This is a genomic window from Pseudomonas sp. ADAK2 (assembly GCF_012935755.1).
Lineage (GTDB): Bacteria > Pseudomonadota > Gammaproteobacteria > Pseudomonadales > Pseudomonadaceae > Aquipseudomonas.
On sequence record NZ_CP052862.1, the window covers coordinates 5,666,545 to 5,686,440 of the forward strand.

The 19,896-nt window shown below is 61.2% G+C and carries 17 protein-coding genes; 16 read left to right on the plus strand and 1 reads right to left on the minus strand.

Going from position 1 to position 19,896, the window contains the following annotated elements; genetic code table 11:
* The first annotated feature begins 267 nt into the window (after positions 1-267).
* The 16 genes from mraZ (at position 268) to lpxC (ending at position 18,066) form a co-directional block, all read left to right on the plus strand.
* Complete coding sequence (gene mraZ, locus HKK52_RS26095; protein ID WP_008025967.1) at positions 268-723, plus strand: division/cell wall cluster transcriptional repressor MraZ; 456 nt, start codon at positions 268-270, stop codon at positions 721-723.
* Positions 720-1,667, plus strand: a complete 948-nt coding sequence (gene rsmH, locus HKK52_RS26100; RefSeq protein WP_169373143.1) for a 16S rRNA (cytosine(1402)-N(4))-methyltransferase RsmH — start codon at positions 720-722, stop codon at positions 1,665-1,667. The genes mraZ and rsmH overlap by 4 nt, the downstream gene beginning before the upstream one ends.
* A complete protein-coding gene (ftsL, locus tag HKK52_RS26105) occupies positions 1,664-1,957 on the plus strand; it encodes a cell division protein FtsL (protein ID WP_133840304.1) in 294 nt (97 codons plus the stop codon). The genes rsmH and ftsL overlap by 4 nt, the downstream gene beginning before the upstream one ends.
* Entirely contained in the window at positions 1,954-3,696 is a 1,743-nt protein-coding gene (locus HKK52_RS26110) for a peptidoglycan D,D-transpeptidase FtsI family protein (RefSeq protein WP_169373144.1), read from the plus strand. Before ftsL ends, HKK52_RS26110 begins: the two co-directional genes overlap by 4 nt.
* Positions 3,696-5,159, plus strand: coding sequence for a UDP-N-acetylmuramoyl-L-alanyl-D-glutamate--2,6-diaminopimelate ligase (locus HKK52_RS26115; RefSeq protein ID WP_169373145.1), 1,464 nt, complete (start codon positions 3,696-3,698; stop codon positions 5,157-5,159). Before HKK52_RS26110 ends, HKK52_RS26115 begins: the two co-directional genes overlap by 1 nt.
* A complete protein-coding gene (locus HKK52_RS26120) occupies positions 5,152-6,519 on the plus strand; it encodes a UDP-N-acetylmuramoyl-tripeptide--D-alanyl-D-alanine ligase (protein ID WP_169373146.1) in 1,368 nt (455 codons plus the stop codon). The genes HKK52_RS26115 and HKK52_RS26120 overlap by 8 nt, the downstream gene beginning before the upstream one ends.
* Positions 6,519-7,601: a phospho-N-acetylmuramoyl-pentapeptide-transferase gene (gene mraY / locus HKK52_RS26125; RefSeq protein ID WP_169373147.1), complete on the plus strand. Its 1,083-nt coding sequence runs from the start codon at positions 6,519-6,521 to the stop codon at positions 7,599-7,601. Before HKK52_RS26120 ends, mraY begins: the two co-directional genes overlap by 1 nt.
* A 5-nt stretch (positions 7,602-7,606) precedes the next feature.
* Positions 7,607-8,953 (plus strand): UDP-N-acetylmuramoyl-L-alanine--D-glutamate ligase, encoded by a 1,347-nt coding sequence (gene murD, locus HKK52_RS26130; protein ID WP_169373148.1) that lies wholly within the window; start codon positions 7,607-7,609, stop codon positions 8,951-8,953.
* Positions 8,950-10,167, plus strand: a complete 1,218-nt coding sequence (ftsW, locus tag HKK52_RS26135; RefSeq protein WP_169373149.1) for a putative lipid II flippase FtsW — start codon at positions 8,950-8,952, stop codon at positions 10,165-10,167. Before murD ends, ftsW begins: the two co-directional genes overlap by 4 nt.
* Positions 10,157-11,227: an undecaprenyldiphospho-muramoylpentapeptide beta-N-acetylglucosaminyltransferase gene (gene murG, locus HKK52_RS26140; protein WP_169373150.1), complete on the plus strand. Its 1,071-nt coding sequence runs from the start codon at positions 10,157-10,159 to the stop codon at positions 11,225-11,227. Before ftsW ends, murG begins: the two co-directional genes overlap by 11 nt.
* On the plus strand, positions 11,220-12,680 hold the full coding sequence (gene murC / locus HKK52_RS26145; protein ID WP_169373151.1) for a UDP-N-acetylmuramate--L-alanine ligase: 1,461 nt from the start codon (positions 11,220-11,222) through the stop codon (positions 12,678-12,680). The genes murG and murC overlap by 8 nt, the downstream gene beginning before the upstream one ends.
* Positions 12,677-13,633, plus strand: coding sequence for a D-alanine--D-alanine ligase (locus HKK52_RS26150; protein ID WP_169373152.1), 957 nt, complete (start codon positions 12,677-12,679; stop codon positions 13,631-13,633). Before murC ends, HKK52_RS26150 begins: the two co-directional genes overlap by 4 nt.
* 4 nt (positions 13,634-13,637) lie before the next feature.
* Positions 13,638-14,507 (plus strand): cell division protein FtsQ/DivIB, encoded by an 870-nt coding sequence (locus HKK52_RS26155; RefSeq protein ID WP_054045546.1) that lies wholly within the window; start codon positions 13,638-13,640, stop codon positions 14,505-14,507.
* Positions 14,508-14,522: 15 nt separating this feature from the next.
* Entirely contained in the window at positions 14,523-15,782 is a 1,260-nt protein-coding gene (gene ftsA, locus HKK52_RS26160; RefSeq protein WP_054045544.1) for a cell division protein FtsA, read from the plus strand.
* Positions 15,783-15,848: 66 nt separating this feature from the next.
* On the plus strand, positions 15,849-17,042 hold the full coding sequence (ftsZ, locus tag HKK52_RS26165) for a cell division protein FtsZ (RefSeq protein ID WP_033061342.1): 1,194 nt from the start codon (positions 15,849-15,851) through the stop codon (positions 17,040-17,042).
* Positions 17,043-17,154: 112 nt separating this feature from the next.
* Positions 17,155-18,066 carry a UDP-3-O-acyl-N-acetylglucosamine deacetylase gene (gene lpxC, locus HKK52_RS26170; RefSeq protein ID WP_054045542.1) on the plus strand — a complete coding sequence of 304 codons (912 nt, stop codon included), beginning with the start codon at positions 17,155-17,157 and terminating at the stop codon, positions 18,064-18,066.
* 163 nt (positions 18,067-18,229) lie between these two features.
* Here lpxC and HKK52_RS26175 read toward each other — a convergent pair whose 3' ends face one another.
* On the minus strand, positions 18,230-19,732 hold the full coding sequence (locus tag HKK52_RS26175) for a sensor domain-containing diguanylate cyclase (protein ID WP_169373153.1): 1,503 nt from the start codon (positions 19,730-19,732) through the stop codon (positions 18,230-18,232).
* Positions 19,733-19,896 lie beyond the last annotated feature (164 nt).

Sequence of the window (19,896 nt, forward strand, 5' to 3'; positions counted from 1 at the left end):
TAATACCGAAAAAATCTTACTCTTAACAAACTACTTTAACTTTCGAACGCAGCCATCCGTGCTGATTCAAGTTATTGAGCAAAAACAAACGCCAGATTCTCGTTACCCTTCCTTTTGTCCTCCTAAATCTCCGTTCTGTAAGGGTTTTCCTTTAATCCGCGCCTTGACGGTGTGGTGGGCGCATTCCTATAGTGTGCGCAAGTGGCGGAAAGTGGCATGAAGTGGGTTTTTTGAGCTCAAAACGATAAAAATTGGAGAAACGCAGACGTGTTTCGCGGAGCTAACGCTATCAGTCTCGATGCAAAGGGCCGTCTCGCTATGCCGAGCCGGTACCGTGACGAGCTGGTTTCGCGCAGTTCCGGTCAATTGATCGTGACAATCGATGCCGTTGATCCGTGTTTGTGTGTTTATCCCCTCGATGAGTGGGAAATTATTGAAACCAAACTGCGCGCACTGCCTTCGCTTCGCGAAGAGAACCGCCGCCTGCAACGTTTGCTGATTGGTAATGCCGTCGACCTCGAACTCGATGGCAGTGGTCGTTTTCTGGTTCCACCGCGTCTGCGCGAATATGCCCGGTTGGATAAGCGCGCAATGCTGGTGGGCCAACTGAACAAGTTCCAATTATGGGACGAGGATGCCTGGGATGCGGTTTCTGCCGCTGACCTGGCTGCTATTCAACAACCGGGCGCCATGCCTGATGAACTGCGTGATTTGATCCTGTGACTATTGATAGCGGCTTTAACCACATCACCGTACTGCTCGACGAAGCCGTGGAGGCTCTCGCCGTACGTCCTGATGGCTGCTATCTGGACGGTACGTTCGGACGCGGCGGACACAGCCGGTTGATCCTCAGCCAGCTCGGTCCCGATGGTCGGGTGCTCGGATTCGATAAAGATCCTCAAGCGATTGCCACCGGGCAAACGCTAGCGGCCGAAGACGGCCGCTTTGTCGTTGTGCAGCGCAGCTTTGCCGAGCTGGGTTCGGAAGTGGCCGAGCGCGGCCTGGCCGGCAAGGTCAGCGGTGTTTTGCTCGACCTCGGCGTGTCCTCGCCGCAGCTCGACGATCCCGAGCGCGGCTTCAGTTTCCTCAACGATGGCCCGCTGGACATGCGTATGGACCCGTCCCGCGGGATCAGCGCGGCCGAATTCGTCAACACCGCACCGGTGGAAGAAATCGCCCGGGTGTTCAAGGAATATGGCGAAGAACGTTTCTCCGGCCGCATGGCCCGTGCCGTGGCCGAGCGCCGCGACATCAAGCCGTTCGAGCGCACCGCTGACCTGGCCGAAGTCCTGAAAGTTGCCAACCCGGCATGGGAAAAGGGCAAGAACCCGGCCACCCGTGCGTTCCAGGGCCTGCGTATTCACGTCAACAACGAACTGGGCGATCTGGAGGCCGGCCTCGAAGCTGCGCTGGAAAGTCTGGAGATCGGCGGTCGCCTGGTGGTCATCAGCTTCCATTCCCTGGAAGACCGCATCGTCAAACTGTTCATGCGCAAACTGGTGAAAGGCGAAGCCGACAACCTGCCGCGCAACCTGCCGGTCCGTCACGTCGCTTTCGAACCGAAAATCAAAGTCCATGGCAAAGCGCAGTCCGCCTCCGAGGCCGAACTCAAAGCCAACCCACGCTCCCGTAGCGCCATCATGCGCGTCGCGGAGAAGCTGCGGTGAGCAAGCTTTTCGCCAAGCCACTTCCCGGCGGAAGCTTTTTCATGATGCTGCTGTTCATCGGCGTGCTCGTGTCGGCCATCGGCGTGTCCTACAGCGCCCACTGGAACCGTCAGCTGTTGAACTCGCTGTACAACGAGTTGAGCGTGCGCGACAAGGCGCAGGCCGAGTGGGGCCGGTTGATTCTCGAACAGAGCACCTGGACCGCCCACAGCCGTATCGAAGTGCTGGCCACCGAACAACTGAAAATGCGCATCCCTGGTGCCGCTGAAGTACGGATGGTGGCGCCATGATGAACATCGAAGGTGCACTCTTCCCTTGGCGGTTCCGCGTGGTGCTGGGTTTGCTCGGCATCATGGTCGCAGCGATCTGCTGGCGCATCATCGACCTGCAAGTGGTCGATCGTGACTTCCTTAAAGGTCAGGGCGATGCGCGTAGCGTCCGGCACATTCCTATCCCGGCTCACCGTGGTCTGATCACCGACCGTAACGGCGAGCCTTTGGCCGTGAGTACCCCGGTCACCACGCTGTGGGCCAACGCCAAGGAAATGCAGCTGGCCAAAGAGAAGTGGCCAGCACTGGCCGCCGCGCTGGGCCAGGACCCGAAAGCCCTGAGCGAGCGCCTCGAAGCCCAGGCCAACAAAGAATTCATCTATCTGGTGCGCGGCTTGACCCCCGAGCAGGGCCAGTCGGTGCTCGACCTGAAAGTGCCCGGCGTCTATGGCATCGAAGAGTTCCGCCGTTTCTATCCTGCCGGCGAAGTCACCGCGCACATGGTCGGCTTTACCGACATCGACGATCACGGGCGCGAAGGCGTCGAGCTGGCCTACGACGAATGGCTGGCCGGGGTCGCCGGCAAGCGACAGGTCATCAAGGATCGGCGCGGCAGACTGATCAAGGATGTCCAGGTCACCAAAAACGCCAAGGCCGGCAAGCCCTTGGCGTTGTCCATTGACCTGCGCCTGCAATACCTGGCCAACCGCGAACTGCGCAACGCGATCATCGAGAACGGCGCCAAGGCCGGCAGCCTGGTGATCATGGACGTGAAGAGCGGCGAAATCCTCGCCATGGTCAACCAGCCGACCTACAACCCGAACAACCGTCGCAACCTGCAACCGGCGATGATGCGTAACCGCGCCATGATCGACGTGTTCGAACCCGGTTCGACCATGAAGGCGATCTCCATGAGTGCCGCCCTGGAAACCGGGCGCTGGAAGCCGAGCGACACCGTAGAGGTCTATCCGGGTACCTTGCAGATTGGTAAGTACACCATCAAGGACGTATCGAAGTCCGAAGGCCCGGTGCTCGACCTGACCGGCATCCTGATCAACTCCAGCAACGTCGGCATGAGTAAGGTCGCGTTCGATATCGGTGGCGAAGCCATTTTCCGCCTGGCGCAGAAAGTCGGCCTCGGCCAGGACACCGGCCTCGCCTTCCCGGGCGAGCGCGTCGGCAACCTGCCGAACTACCGCGAATGGCGCAAGGCTGAAACCGCCACGCTGTCGTACGGCTACGGTATTTCGGTGACGGCGATCCAGTTGGTCCACGCCTTCTCGGCACTGGCTAACAACGGTCGCATTGCGCCGCTGACCCTGATCAAGACAGACAAGCCGCCGCAGACCACCCAGGTGATCCCGGAAAACGTAGCCAAAACCATGCAAGGCATGCTGACCCAGGTGATCGAGGCCCCGCGCGGTGTATTCCGTGCGCAGGTGCCGGCGTATCACGTGGCCGGCAAGTCGGGTACTGCGCGTAAGACCTCGGTGGGCACCAAAGGCTATGCCGAGAATTCCTATCGCTCGCTGTTCGCCGGTTTCGGCCCAATGAGCGATCCGCGTTTCGCCATCGTCGTAGTCATCGATGAACCGACCAAGGCCGGTTACTTCGGTGGCCTGGTATCGGCGCCGGTGTTCAGCAAAGTGATGTCCGGGACCTTGCGCCTGATGAACATCACCCCGGACAACCTGCCGCCGACCCAACAGGCCAACGCAGCACCGGTCGTTCCGCTGAAAGCCAATGGAGGGCGCGGCTGATGTCTCTGAGTCTGAATAAAATTTTTGCCCACGCCGGTCGTGATCTGTTGATCCGCGAACTGACCCTCGACAGCCGCAATGTGCGGGCAGGGGACTTGTTCCTTGCGGTCCCTGGCGGCAAGTTCGACGGGCGCGCGCACATTGCCGATGCCTTGCAGCGCGGTGCGGCTGCCGTGGCTTATGAAGTCGAAGGCGCCACCGTGCTGCCGATTACCGATGCGCCGCTGATTCCGGTCAAAGGCCTGGCGGCGCAGTTGTCGGACATTGCCGGGCGCTTCTATGGCGACCCGAGCCGCCACCTGAACCTGGTCGGCGTGACCGGCACCAACGGCAAGACCAGCGTGACCCAATTGGTTGCGCAGGCCCTGGATTTGCTCGGGCAGCACTGCGGCATCGTCGGCACCCTGGGCACCGGTTTCTACGGCGCGCTGGAAAGCGGCCTGCACACCACGCCGAACCCGATTGCCGTACAAGCGACCCTCGCCGACCTGAAGAAGGCCGGGGCTAAAGCCGTGGCGATGGAAGTGTCTTCCCACGGTCTGGATCAGGGCCGCGTGACTGCATTGGCGTTCGATGTGGCGGTGATGACCAACCTGTCCCGCGATCATCTGGATTACCACGGCACCATGCAGGCCTACGGCGAAGCCAAGGCCAAGCTGTTCGCCTGGAATGATCTGAAGTGCCGGGTGATCAACCTCGACGACGAATTCGGCCGCGAACTGGCTGCTGACAAACGTGAGTCGCGCCTGATCACCTACAGCCTCGAAAACGCCAGCGCCTACCTCTATTGCCGCGAAGCGCAGTTCGACGACGAAGGCGTGCGCGCCACGTTGGTCACGCCCCAAGGCGAGCACCATTTGCGCAGCACTTTGCTCGGCCGTTTCAACCTGAGCAACGTCCTGGCTGCGGTCGGTGCCTTGCTTGGCCTGGACTACGCGCTGGACGAAATCCTCAAGGTCCTGCCGAAACTCGAAGGCCCCGCCGGTCGCATGCAGCGCCTGGGCGGCGGTACTCAGCCGCTGGTGGTGGTCGATTACGCCCATACCCCGGATGCGCTGGAAAAAGTCTTGCTGGCCCTGCGCCCACACGCCAAAGGCCGGTTGCTGTGCCTGTTCGGTTGCGGCGGTGATCGCGATCGCGGCAAGCGTCCGCTGATGGCCGAAGTGGTCGAGCGTCTGGCCGATGGCGTGCTGGTCACCGACGACAACCCGCGCACCGAAGACCCGTCCGTCATTTTCGACGACATCCGCGCCGGTTTCACGGCTGCGGATAACGTCACCTTCGTCGCTGGCCGTGGTCAGGCGATTGCGCAATTGATCGCCAGTGCTTCGGCGGATGACGTGATTGTCCTGGCCGGCAAAGGTCACGAGGACTATCAGGAAATCAACGGCGAGCGCCATGCGTTCTCCGATCTGGTCGAGGCCGATCATGCCTTGACCGCGTGGGAGGTGGCTCATGCTTAAAGCCTTGAAGCTGAGCGAGCTGACCAGCGTACTGAATGCTCGCCTGGTGGCTGCCGACGCCAGTTTCGACGGTGTCAGCATCGACAGCCGTGCGATCAAGCCAGGCCAGCTGTTTATTGCGCTGACCGGTCCACGCTTCGATGGTCATGACTATCTCAATGACGTGGCCGCCAAAGGCGCCGTCGCGGCATTGGTCGAGCGCGAAGTCGCCGACAGCACGCTGCCGCAGCTCATTGTGAAAGACGCCCGCCAGGCCCTTGGCCAACTGGGCGCGCTGAACCGTGCTGCTTATAGCCATCCGGTCGCGGCCGTTACCGGTTCCAGCGGCAAGACCACGGTCAAGGAAATGCTCGCGAGCATCCTGCGCACCCGCGGTCCGGTGCATGCGACCCGTGGCAACTTGAACAACGACCTCGGCGTACCGTTGACCCTGCTCGAACTGGCGCCGGAACACACCGCCGCCGTGATCGAACTCGGTGCTTCGCGCCTGGGTGAAATTGCCTACACCGTGGGCATGACCAAGCCTCACGTGGCCATTCTTAATAACGCCGGGACCGCCCACGTCGGCGAGTTCGGCGGGCCGGACAAAATCGTTGAAGCCAAGGGCGAGATTATCGAAGGGCTGGACGCCGATGGCGTCGCCGTGCTCAATCTCGACGACAAGGCGTTCGGTATCTGGAAGGCCCGCGCTGCCGGTCGCAAAGTGCTGACGTTCGCCCTGAACAACCCAAGCGCCGATTTCTATGCCAGCGACCTGGACCGTGATGCGCGCGGTTGCCCATCGTTCAACCTGCACAGTCCCGAAGGTGTGGAGCGGGTGCAACTGAACCTGCTCGGCACCCATAACGTTGCCAATGCGATGGCCGCTGCGGCTGCTGCCCATGCCTTGGGCGTGTCGCCGTTCGGCATCGCCACCGGTCTCGGCGCGATGCAACCGGTCAAGGGCCGCACCGTCGCGCAACTGGCGACCAACGGCATGCGCGTTATTGATGACACTTACAACGCGAACCCCACCTCCATGTGCGCTGCCGTTGATATACTCGCCGGCTTTTCCGGCCGCACCGTCCTGGTGCTCGGGGATATCGGCGAGTTGGGCGACTGGGCGGAGCAGGGGCACCGCGACGTGGGCGAGTACGCCCGTGGCAAGGTTTCTGCGCTTTATGCAGTCGGGCCAATGATGGCCCACGCCGTGAACGCATTCGGCCCGCAGGCCCGTCACTTCAGTACTCAGGCTGAGCTGATCGAGGCCCTGGGTGCCGAGCAAGATACAAACACCACTATTTTGATCAAGGGCTCGCGCAGCGCGGCGATGGAAAACATCGTTGCCGCTTTGTGCGGGTCCAGTCTGGAGAAACATTAATGCTGCTGCTGTTAGCGGAGTACTTGCAACAGTTCCACAAAGGCTTCGCGGTCTTTCAGTACCTGACCCTGCGCGGGATTCTCGGTGTGCTGACTGCGCTGGTTTTGTCGCTGTGCTATGGCCCGTGGATGATCCGCACGTTGCAGAACCGCCAGATCGGCCAGTCCGTTCGCAATGATGGTCCGCAATCGCACCTGTCCAAGTCGGGCACTCCGACCATGGGTGGCGCTTTGATCCTGTCGTCCATCGGCGTCAGTACCCTGCTGTGGGCTGACCTGAGCAACCGTTATGTCTGGACCGTGCTGCTGGTGACCTTGTTGTTCGGCGCCATCGGCTGGGTCGACGATTACCGCAAAGTCATCGAGAAGAACTCCCGTGGCTTGCCGAGTCGCTGGAAATACTTCTGGCAGTCGGTGTTCGGCCTCGGCGCAGCGCTCTTCCTTTATATGACCGCGACCACCCCGGTGGAAACCACCCTGATCCTGCCGATGCTCAAGGATTACAGCATTCCGCTGGGCGCAGGCTTCGTGGTCCTGACCTATTTCGTGATTGTCGGTTCGAGCAACGCGGTCAACCTGACTGATGGCCTCGATGGCCTGGCGATCATGCCGACGGTGATGGTCGGCGGCGGCCTGGGAATCTTCTGCTACCTGTCGGGTAACGTGAAATTCGCTGAGTACCTGCTGATCCCATACGTACCGGGTGCCGGTGAGCTGATCGTGTTCTGCGGCGCGTTGATCGGTGCAGGCCTGGGGTTCCTCTGGTTCAACACCTATCCGGCGCAAGTCTTCATGGGCGACGTCGGCGCGTTGGCGCTGGGCGCCGCCCTGGGCACCATCGCGGTGATCGTCCGTCAGGAAATCGTCCTGTTCATCATGGGCGGCGTGTTCGTGATGGAAACCCTGTCGGTGGTGATCCAGGTGGCCTCCTTCAAGTTGACCGGGCGCCGCGTGTTCCGCATGGCACCGATACACCACCACTTTGAACTCAAGGGCTGGCCTGAGCCGCGCGTGATCGTCCGTTTCTGGATCATCACCGTGATTCTCGTACTGGTCGGCCTTGCCACCCTGAAGCTGAGGTAGAACGAGTGTCTCTGATCGCTTCTGACCACTTCCGCATCGTTGTCGGCCTCGGCAAGAGCGGCATGTCCCTGGTTCGCTTCCTGGCGAACCGGGGCACGTCGTTTGCCGTGGCCGATACGCGGGAAAATCCACCGGAACTAGCCACGCTCAAGCGTGACTATCCGCACGTGGAAGTGCGTTGTGGCGAGCTGGACGTCGAGTTCCTGTGCCGTGCCGACGAGCTCTACGTGAGCCCCGGCCTGGCACTGGCGACCCCAGCCCTGCAGGCTGCCGCCGCCCGTGGCGTGAAGTTGTCCGGCGACATCGAGTTGTTCGCGCGTAACGCGAAGGCGCCGATTGTCGCCATCAGCGGTTCCAACGCGAAAAGCACCGTCACCACCCTGGTCGGCGAGATGGCGGTTGCGGCGGGCAAGCGTGTTGCCGTCGGCGGCAACCTCGGTACGCCGGCGCTGGATCTGCTCAGCGATGACGTCGAGTTGTATGTGATGGAACTGTCGAGCTTCCAGCTCGAGACCACCGATCAACTCAACGCCGAAGTGGCGACCGTGCTCAACGTCAGCGAAGACCACATGGACCGTTACAGCGGCCTGCCGGCCTATCACCTGGCCAAGCACCGGATCTTCCGTGGGGCCAAACAGTTTGTGGTCAACCGTCAGGATGCCCTGAGCCGTCCGCTGATGGGCGAGGGCCAGCCGTGCTGGACCTTCGGTTTGAGCAAACCTGATTTCAAGGCGTTCGGTATCCGCGAAGAAGACGGCGAAAAGTACCTGGCCTTCGAATTCCAGAACCTGATGCCGGTGCGCGAGTTGAAGATTCGTGGCGCCCATAATCAGTCCAACGCCCTGGCGGCATTGGCACTGGGGCACGCCGTCGGCTTGCCGTTCGATGCGATGTTGTCGAGCCTGCGAACCTTCGCCGGACTTGAACACCGTTGCCAGTGGGTCCGCGACCTCAATGGTGTGAGCTACTACAACGATTCCAAAGCCACCAACGTCGGCGCCGCACTGGCAGCCATCGAAGGCCTGGGCGCGGACATCGACGGCAAGGTCGTGCTGATTGCCGGTGGCGATGGCAAGGGTGCCGAGTTCAAGGATTTGCGTGATCCGGTAGCGGTTAACTGCCGAGCCGTCATTTTGATGGGCCGTGATTCCGACAAGATTGGCGAGGCCATCGGCGACGCCGTGCCGCTGATCCGCGTCGGTTCGCTGGTCGAAGCGGTGGAGCAGAGCCGCGCCGCCGCGCACCCTGGCGATGTGGTGCTGTTGTCGCCGGCCTGCGCCAGTTTCGACATGTTCAAGAATTACGAAGACCGTGGTCACCAGTTCGTCCGCGCTGTGGAGGATCTGGCATGAGCCTGCGAAATATCATCAAGCCGTATCCATCGCCAATCATCACCGGGCGCGGTATCGACCTCGACTTTCCGATGCTCGTCGGTTGCCTGGCATTGATCGGCCTGGGGCTGGTCATGATCGCCTCGGCATCGACGGAAGTGGCCGCCGTGCAGTCGGGCAGTGCCCTGTACTACATGACTCGCCACTTGATCTACATCGTGTTGGGTCTGGTTGCCTGCATCGTCACCATGATGATTCCGATTGCCACCTGGCAACGACTGGGCTGGCTGATGCTGATTGGTGCGTTCGGCTTGCTGGTGATGGTGATCGTCCCCGGCATCGGCCGCGAAGTGAACGGTTCGATGCGCTGGATCGGTTTCAGCTTCTTTAACGTGCAGCCGTCCGAGATCGCCAAGGTGTTCGTGGTGATTTACCTCGCCGGTTACCTGGTGCGTCGGCAGAAAGAAGTGCGCGAGAGCTGGATGGGCTTCTTCAAGCCATTCATCGTGCTGCTGCCAATGGCCGGTCTGTTGCTGATGGAGCCGGACTTCGGTGCCACCGTGGTCATGATGGGCGCGGCGGCGGCGATGCTGTTCCTCGGCGGGGTCGGACTGTTCCGGTTCTCATTGATGGTGGTCCTCGCGGTCGGGGCCGTGGTGTTGTTGATTCAGGTGCAGCCGTATCGAATGGCGCGACTGACCAACTTCGCCGACCCGTGGGCCGACCAGTTCGGTGCCGGCTATCAGTTGTCGCAAGCCTTGATCGCGTTTGGTCGCGGTGAATGGCTGGGCGTCGGCCTGGGCAACAGCGTGCAGAAACAGTTCTACCTGCCGGAGGCGCACACCGACTTCGTGTTCTCAGTCCTGGCCGAAGAACTGGGCGCCGTGGGTTCCTTGTGCACCGTCGCGCTGTTTGTCTTTGTCTGTATTCGTGGCATGTACATCGGTTTGTGGGCTGAAAAAGCCAAGCAGTTTTTCGCAGCCTACGTGGCTTACGGTTTGTCGTTCCTGTGGATCGGTCAGTTCCTGATCAACATCGGGGTGAACGTCGGCCTGTTGCCGACCAAGGGCCTGACCCTGCCGTTCCTCAGTTATGGCGGTAGCTCGTTGGTGATCTGCTGTGCCTGTCTCGGCTTGTTGCTGCGCATCGAGTGGGAGAGTCGAACCCACTTGGGCAGTGAAGAGATGGAGTTCCATGAAAGTGACTTCGCCGAGGAGCCACCCCATGGGCGCTAACGTACTGATCATGGCCGGCGGCACCGGCGGGCACGTGTTCCCGGCGCTGGCCTGCGCGCGCGAGTTCCAGGCCCGCGGTTACACCGTGCATTGGCTTGGCACGCCGCGCGGCATCGAAAACGACCTGGTCCCGGCGGCCGGTCTGGAACTGCATCGCATCAATGCCAGTGGTTTGCGGGGCAAGGGCAAGCTGTCGCTGCTCAAGGCACCGTTCATGTTGCTCAAGTCGATCTGGCAGGCGCGGGCGATCATTCGTCGGTTGCGGCCGGTGTGTGTGGTCGGTTTTGGTGGTTATGTGACCGGCCCGGGCGGCGTTGCGGCCAAGTTGGCTGGCGTGCCGGTCATCGTTCACGAGCAGAACGCCGTCGCGGGTACCGCCAATCGGTTGCTCATGCCGTTGGCCGCCCGAGTCTGTGAAGCGTTCCCCGACACCTTTACCCTGTCGGACAGCCGTCGGACCACCGGTAACCCGGTGCGCACCGAGCTGTTCCTCGAAACACCGCGACCAGCCCTGGCCGGTCGCAAGGCGCGTTTGCTGATCCTGGGCGGAAGCCTTGGCGCAGAACCGTTGAACAAGTTGCTGCCTGAAGCCCTGTCGCAAGTCGCCGCCGACCTGCGCCCGGAAGTGTTTCATCAGGCCGGCAAAAACCACGATGAAGTGACTGCAGAGCGCTACCGCGCGGCTGGCGTCGAGGCGCAAGTGCAGCCGTTCATCAAAGACATGGCCCAAGCCTATGGCTGGGCCGACCTGGTGGTGTGCCGCGCAGGCGCGTTGACCATCAGTGAACTGGCCGCCGCCGGTCTGCCCTCGATGCTGGTGCCTTTGCCCCACGCGATCGACGATCACCAGACCCGCAACGCCGAATATTTGGCCCGTGAAGGCGCTGCCTTCCTGATGCCGCAAAGAACGACTGGCGCCGCAGATCTTGCCGCACGCCTGACAGAGGTCCTGATGCAACCGCAACGACTCAATGACATGGCCAACGCGGCCCGCCGCCTGGCGAAACCCGATGCAACCCGTAACGTTGTCGACACCTGCCTGGAGGTGGCCCATGGTTGAGAATCAGAAAGCCATGCCGCACCCGGAAATGCGCCGCATCCGTCGCATCCACTTCGTCGGTATCGGCGGCGTGGGCATGTGCGGTATCGCTGAAGTGTTGTTGAACCTGGGCTATGAAGTGTCCGGTTCCGACCTGAAAGCATCGCCGGTGACCGAGCGCCTGGAATCTTTCGGTGCGCACATCTATATCGGCCACCGCGCCGAGAACGCCGCGAACGCCGATGTACTGGTCACCTCCAGTGCCGTGAACACTTCCAACCCGGAAGTCGCCACTGCCCTGGAACGCCGGATCCCGGTGGTGCCGCGTGCCGAAATGCTCGCCGAGCTGATGCGCTATCGCCACGGCATCGCCGTCGCCGGTACCCATGGCAAAACCACGACTACCAGCCTGATCGCTTCGGTGTTCGCCGCTGGTGGCCTGGACCCGACGTTCGTCATCGGTGGCCGCCTGAATGCCGCGGGCACCAATGCCCAGCTCGGCACCAGCCGTTACCTGATCGCCGAAGCCGACGAAAGCGATGCGAGCTTCCTGCACTTGCAGCCGTTGGTGGCCGTGGTCACCAACATCGACGCCGACCACATGGCGACCTACGACGGTGACTTCAACAAACTGAAGAAAACCTTCGTCGAGTTCCTGCACAACCTGCCGTTCTACGGTTTGGCAGTGGTGTGCCTGGACGATCCAGTGGTGCGCGAAATCCTGCCGCTGGTCAAACGCCCGACCGTCACCTACGGCTTCGGCGACGATTGCGACGTGCGCGCGATCAATGTGCGCCAGCAAGGCATGCAGACCTTCTTCACCGTGCTGCGTCCTGAGCGCGAGCCGCTGGATGTCTCGGTGAACATGCCGGGCAACCACAACGTATTGAACGCCTTGGCGACCATCTGCATCGCTTCCGACGAGGGCGTCAGCGATGAAGCCATCGTCCAGGGCCTGTCCGGGTTCCAGGGTGTCGGCCGACGCTTCCAGGTCTACGGCGAACTGCCGGTAGACGGCGGCAGCGTGATGCTGGTGGACGACTACGGTCACCACCCGACCGAAGTCGCGGCGGTGATCAAAGCCGTACGCGGTGGCTGGCCGGAGCGTCGCCTGGTGATGGTTTACCAGCCGCACCGCTACAGCCGCACGCGGGACCTGTACGACGATTTCGTCAATGTATTGGCCGACGCCAACGTCCTGCTGCTGATGGAAGTCTACCCGGCCGGTGAAGAACCGATCCCGGGCGCCGACAGCCGCAAGCTGTGCAACAGCATCCGCCAGCGCGGTCAGTTGGACCCGATCTACATCGAGCGCGGTGTCGACCTCGCGCCAATCGTCAAGCCGCTGCTGCGTGCCGGCGACATCCTGCTGTGCCAGGGCGCCGGTGATATCGGTGGTCTTGCGCCGAAATTATTGATTAGTCCGTTGTTCGCCGGTGCGGTTGCCGCGCCTGCCGTGGGGAAGTTGAAATGACTGCTGCTTACGCCAACCTCGTCTCCACTCTCGCGCCGAAAGACTTCGGCCGCGTCGCCGTGCTATTCGGCGGCAAGAGTGCCGAGCGTGAGGTGTCCCTGAAGTCGGGTAACGCGGTTCTCGAAGCGCTGCAAAGCGCCGGTGTGGACGCGTTCGGCCTCGACGTCGGCGATGACCTGCTGCAGCGTCTGCTCAACGAAAAAATCGATCGCGCCTTCATCATTCTCCACGGTCGTGGCGGTGAAGACGGCAGCATGCAGGGCCTGCTCGAATGCCTGGGCATTCCCTACACCGGCAGCGGCATCCTCGCCTCGGCCCTGGCCATGGACAAGCTGCGTACCAAGCAGGTCTGGCACAGCCTCGGGATTCCGACGCCACGCCACGCCGTACTGAGCTCCGAGGCCGATTGTATTTCGGCGGCGACGGAACTGGGCTTCCCTTTGATCGTCAAACCGGCCCATGAAGGTTCAAGTATCGGTATGGCCAAAGTGAGTTCCGCGTCGGAGTTGATCGACGCCTGGAAAGCGGCCGCTACCTACGATTCGCAAGTGTTGGTCGAGCAATGGATTCAAGGTCCGGAGTTCACCATCGCCACCCTGCGTGACCAGGTGTTGCCACCGATTGCCCTGGGCACGACGCACAGCTTCTACGACTACGACGCCAAGTACGTGGCTTCCGATACCCAGTACCGGATCCCGTGCGGTCTCGACAGCCACAAAGAACAAGAACTGATGGACCTGACGGCGAAAGCCTGTGAGGCGCTGGGTATCGCCGGTTGGGGCAGGGCAGACGTGATGCAGGACGCCGACGGGCAGTTCTGGTTCCTGGAAGTCAACACCGCACCGGGCATGACCGATCACAGCCTGGTGCCGATGGCGGCCCGTGCTGCCGGTCTGGATTTCCAGCAACTGGTCCTGGCGATTTTGACCGCCAGCATTGAGCCGCGAGGGTAAGAGCATGCAAGGCGCTCAGTTGAGACATCAGCCCCCCGCACCACCCGGCCGCAAGCCGGTGCCGCGGGGTGCCAGCCGAATGGTGGCCAAAGAGCCGATGTCTGCGCGCCTGCCGAAAGCCAATTTTGGTTTTCTCAAAGCCTTGTTCTGGCCGGTGCTGCTGGTCGCGCTCGGCTTCGGTACTTACGAAGGCGCGCAGCGCTTGCTGCCCTACGCCGACCGGCCGATCACCAAGATCAACGTGCAGGGCGATTTGAGTTACATCAGCCAGCAAGCGGTGCAGCAGCGGATCGCCCCCTACGTGGCGTCGAGCTTCTTCACCATCGACCTGGAGAGCATGCGCACCGAGCTGGAAACGATGCCATGGATTGCCCACGCCGAAGTGCGTCGGGTGTGGCCGGACCAGGTGGTGATTCGCCTGGAAGAGCAACTGCCGGTGGCCCGTTGGGGCGATGAGTCGCTGTTGAACAACCAGGGCCAGGCGTTCACCCCGCGTGAGCTGGCGAACTACGAACACTTGCCACAGCTGTTCGGCCCACAGCGGGCCCAGCAGCAAGTGATGCAGCAATACCAGGTGCTGAGCCAGATGCTCAGGCCATTGGGCTTCTCGATTGCACGCCTGGAATTGCGTGAACGAGGCAGCTGGTTCCTGACCACCGGTGCCGGCAGTTCTGGCCCCGGGATCGAACTGCTGCTGGGACGCGGCAACCTGGTGGAAAAGATGCGCCGCTTCATTGCCATCTATGACAAGACGCTCAAAGAACAGATTACGAACATTGCGCGCATCGATCTGCGCTACGCCAACGGCCTCGCTGTTGGCTGGCGGGAACCTGTAGCGCCCACGACAGCCCAACCCGCTGTCGCGAAGAATTAAGAAGAGGCAGGACCCATGGCAAACGTGCAAAGCGGCAAAATGATCGTCGGTCTCGATATCGGCACCTCCAAGGTGGTGGCGCTGGTCGGCGAGGTCTCGGACGACGGCACGCTGGAAATCGTCGGGATCGGCACTCATCCGTCCCGCGGCCTGAAGAAAGGCGTGGTGGTGAACATCGAGTCCACCGTGCAGTCGATCCAGCGCGCCATCGAAGAAGCGCAGCTGATGGCCGGCTGCCGGATCCACTCGGCGTTCGTCGGCGTGGCCGGCAATCACATCCGCAGCCTGAACTCCCACGGCATCGTGGCGATTCGTGATCGTGAAGTCAGCGCCGCCGACCTTGAGCGCGTCCTCGACGCCGCCCAGGCCGTGGCGATCCCGGCTGACCAGCGCGTGCTGCACACCCTGCCGCAGGATTACGTGATCGATAACCAGGAAGGCGTTCGCGAGCCGCTGGGTATGTCGGGCGTACGTCTGGAAGCCAAGGTCCACGTGGTCACCTGCGCCGTCAACGCCGCACAGAACATTGAAAAATGCGTGCGCCGTTGCGGCCTGGAAATCGACGACATCATTCTCGAGCAACTGGCCTCGGCCTACTCGGTCCTGACCGACGACGAGAAAGAGCTGGGCGTGTGCCTGGTGGACATCGGCGGCGGCACCACCGACATCGCGATCTTCACCGAAGGCGCGATCCGTCACACCGCGGTGATCCCGATTGCGGGCGACCAGGTAACCAACGACATCGCCATGGCGTTGCGCACCCCGACCCAGTACGCCGAAGAAATCAAGATTCGCTACGCCTGCGCCCTGGCCAAGCTGGCCGGTGCCGGTGAAACCATCAAGGTGCCAAGCGTTGGCGACCGTCCACCGCGCGAACTGTCCCGCCAGGCCCTGGCCGAAGTGGTCGAGCCGCGCTACGACGAACTGTTCACGCTGATCCAGGCCGAACTGCGCCGCAGCGGCTACGAAGACTTGATCCCGGCCGGCATCGTGCTGACCGGCGGTACGTCGAAAATGGAAGGCGCGGTCGAACTGGCCGAGGAAATCTTCCACATGCCGGTCCGTTTGGGCGTGCCACACGGCGTCAAGGGTCTGGATGACGTGGTCCGCAACCCGATTTATTCCACTGGCGTTGGCCTGTTGATGTACGGCCTGCAAAAGCAGTCCGACGGGATTTCGTTCTCGGGCATCAGCAGCCGCGACAGTTACAGCAATGAAGAAGCCAAACCCGCCTTGCTCGATCGCATCAAGAGCTGGGTACAAGGCAACTTCTAAAGAATTACCGCAACACCGCAACAAACGCAGTAGGCGAAAAAACTAGAGAATGTAAGGAGAGGGAAAATGTTCGAACTCGTAGACAACATCCCCGCAAGCCCGGTTATTAAAGTTATCGGTGTTGGCGGAGGCGGCGGCAACGCTGTCAACCACATGGTCAAGAGCAACATTGAAGGCGTTGAATTCATCTGCGCCAACACTGATGCCCAGGCGCTGAAATCCATCGGCGCGCGGACCATCCTGCAACTGGGCACCGGCGTGACCAAAGGTCTGGGCGCCGGCGCCAACCCTGAAGTAGGTCGTCAGGCCGCTCTCGAAGACCGTGAGCGCATTGCCGAAGTCCTGCAGGGCACCAATATGGTGTTCATCACCACTGGCATGGGCGGCGGTACCGGTACCGGTGCTGCGCCGATCATTGCCGAAGTGGCCAAGGAAATGGGGATCCTCACCGTTGCGGTGGTGACCCGTCCGTTCCCGTTCGAAGGCCGCAAGCGTATGCAGATCGCCGACGAAGGTATCCGTCTGCTGTCTGAAAGCGTCGACTCGTTGATCACTATCCCCAACGAGAAGCTGCTGACCATCCTCGGTAAAGACGCAAGCCTGCTGTCGGCTTTCGCCAAGGCTGACGATGTATTGGCTGGTGCCGTTCGCGGTATCTCCGACATCATCAAGCGTCCGGGCATGATCAACGTCGACTTTGCCGACGTACGGACTGTCATGAGCGAAATGGGCATGGCGATGATGGGCACTGGCTGCGCCAGCGGTCCGAACCGTGCACGCGAGGCCACCGAAGCGGCCATTCGCAACCCGTTGCTCGAAGACGTGAACCTGCAAGGTGCACGCGGCATCCTGGTGAACATCACCGCCGGTCCTGACCTGTCCCTGGGTGAGTACTCCGATGTGGGTAGCATCATCGAAGCCTTCGCTTCCGAGCACGCAATGGTCAAGGTCGGTACCGTTATCGATCCGGACATGCGCGACGAGCTGCACGTGACCGTGGTTGCCACGGGTCTGGGCGCGAAAATCGAGAAGCCTGTAAAGGTCATCGACAACACCATGCACACGTCCGTGGCTTCGCAGCCGCAGCAACAAGCGCCTTCGCGTCAGGAAGCGCCGGCTGTGAACTACCGTGACCTGGACCGTCCGACCGTCATGCGCAACCAGGCTCAGGCCGGTGCTGCGACTGCCGCGAAGATGAATCCGCAAGACGATCTGGACTACCTGGACATCCCGGCATTCCTGCGTCGTCAGGCTGATTGATGGAATGTATCAGGGCGATGAAGGTGATTGGTGTTCAGCAAAGGTCTGGTCTGCTATCATCGCCAGCCTTTGTTGATACCAGTTCGCAATTTGCGCTGAAGCGGCCCAAGCCATGATTAAACAACGCACACTGAAAAATATTATCCGTGCCACAGGTGTAGGCCTGCACTCCGGGGAGAAGGTATACCTGACCCTCAAGCCTGCACCTATCGACACCGGCATCGTGTTTGTTCGTGCCGATCTGGACCCTGTGGTGCAGATTCCTGCTCGCGCGGAAAACGTTGGCGAAACCACGATGTCGACCACGCTGGTCAACGGTGACGTCAAAGTGGATACGGTGGAGCACTTGCTCTCGGCCATGGCTGGCCTGGGCATCGATAACGCCTACGTCGAGCTCTCCGCGTCCGAAGTCCCGATCATGGATGGTAGCGCTGGACCTTTCGTATTCCTGATTCAATCGGCCGGCCTGGAAGAACAGGACGCGGCCAAGAAGTTCATCCGGATCCTGCGGGAAGTGACAGTGGAAGACGGCGACAAGCGCGCCACTTTCGTCCCTTTCGAAGGTTTCAAAGTGAGCTTCGAGATCGATTTCGATCACCCGGTTTTCCGTAACCGCACACAAAGTGCAAGCGTGGATTTTTCCAGCACTTCGTTCGTAAAAGAAGTCAGCCGCGCCCGTACCTTTGGTTTCATGAGTGACATCGAGTACCTGCGCAAGCACAACCTCGCACTCGGCGGCAGCGTTGAAAACGCTATTGTGGTCGACGCGGATGGTGTACTGAACGAAGACGGCCTTCGCTATGAAGACGAATTCGTGAAGCACAAGATCCTCGATGCAATTGGTGACCTCTACCTGCTGGGCAATAGCCTGATTGGTGAGTTCAAGGGCTTCAAGTCCGGACATGCATTGAACAACCAGCTGCTGCGCAAGTTGATTGAGCAGACAGATGCTTGGGAAGTCGTGACTTTCGAAGACGCCAGCACCGCACCGATCTCTTACATGCGTCCTGTTGCGGCCGTGTAAGCAAAAACCTCTCTAGTTTTTAAAGGCTGCCTTCGGGTGGCCTTTTTTTATGCCGATCGTTCCCACGCTCTGCGTGGGAATGCAGCCCGGGACGCTCCGCGTCCCATCCAGAGCCGAACGCGGAGCGTCCGGTGAGGCATTCCCACGCGGAGCGTGGGAACGATCATTGCGCGGCAACGACTCGATTCCGCCCCCCTTCCTTGGCCTGATACAACGCCTTGTCCGCCGCAAACAGCAATTGTTCCAGGGTGGTCTCGCTCGCGCTGGTCCAGGTACTGATCCCGATACTGACCGTCATCGGCGAATCAGCCCCCGCCACCAACGGCAATTGCTCCACGGCGACACGGATGGCTTCGGCAATCTGACGCGCCCCCGCGCTGTCGGTTTCCGGCAGGATCACCGAAAACTCCTCACCCCCATAGCGGGCGACCAAGTCGCCTGGCCGCCGCACATTGGCGCTGATCACCTTGGCCAACGAACGCAGCGCATCATCGCCGCCCTGATGGCCATGCCGGTCATTGAACGCCTTGAAGTGGTCGGCATCGACCATCAATACCGATAACGACTGACCCGAGCGCTGGGCGCGAAACCATTCGTGGCGCAGGACCTGATCCAGGGTTCGACGGTTGGCCATGCCGGTCAAGGCATCGGTGGCCGCCAGTTGCGACAGTTCCTGCTCGGCGTTGTGGCGCAGGCGCAATTCGCGACACAGCAGCCAGGTCAGCCACAGCAGCCCGATGCACAGCACGCCGGTGGCGCCGCTGATCACCACCGCCGTTCGCTCCCAAGTGGCGAACACCTCGTTGCTGGAGAGGGCGACGATCACCGTCAATGGCAGGTTGCCGACCCTGGAAAAGGTGTACAGGCGCTTCTGGTGATCGATGCTCGACACACTGCTGAAGCTGCCGCTGCCCTCGCGCAGGATTCGCACGACGTTTGGCCGGCTGGCAAAGCTTTTGCCGATCGAGTCATTTTCCAAGTAAGGCTTTTGCGCCAGCAGCAGGCCATCGTTGTTGATGATGTTGAGCGTGCTGTCACTGCCGATGTTCAGGCTGTTGAACAACTCATCGAAGTACGCCAGGCGCATCGACGCCACGGCCACTCCAAGGAACTCCCCGGTGGGCGAGGCGATGCGCCGGCTGAAACTGATCCGCCATTGGTCGGCATCTTCGCAATCGCAGCGAGGCTTGAACGGGCGGCTGATGAACATTCCGGTATCGCTGTTGGAGATATGGGCCAGGAAATAGTCGCGGTCGGCGAAGTTGCCTGGTTTGGGCTCGATCAGCGACGAGTCGGCCAGTACCTCGCCGTGCTTGTCCAGCAACAGAATGTCGCCCTTGAAGCGGGCCGTGGTGGAGCGATCGAACAGCACCAGGTGGCGGACCTGGGCTGACATCTGTTTCAAGTCATCGCGTTGCGAGGCGGCAATCAGCCCTTGCAGGGTCAGGTCGTAGAGTTCGACCGTGCGCAACACATCGGCGTCGATCAACTGGGCGATGGTGGTCGCGCCGCGTGTCGCGTCCTGCTGGGCGTTGGCGTGTTCGCGGATCAGCAGAAAGGCAACGATGCTGAGGATCGCGATGACAGTCAGGCCGCTGCCGAGAATCAGCAGGAGCACGGGACGTCCGGTCCTGCCTGGAATGTAGGGGGTTGGGCTTGCTGTCATGGTTCTGATGTCTGCTGAAGGGACTTAATAAGCGTAGTTCCATAAACGTCGTTTCCCGAAGGGCGCGCGCTCATCGCAGCAATCAGTCATGGATATTCGGCTGTTACTTGGCGAATGTATAAATGTGGGGCGAAAAAAAGGCCAGCAAAACATGCTGGCCTTTT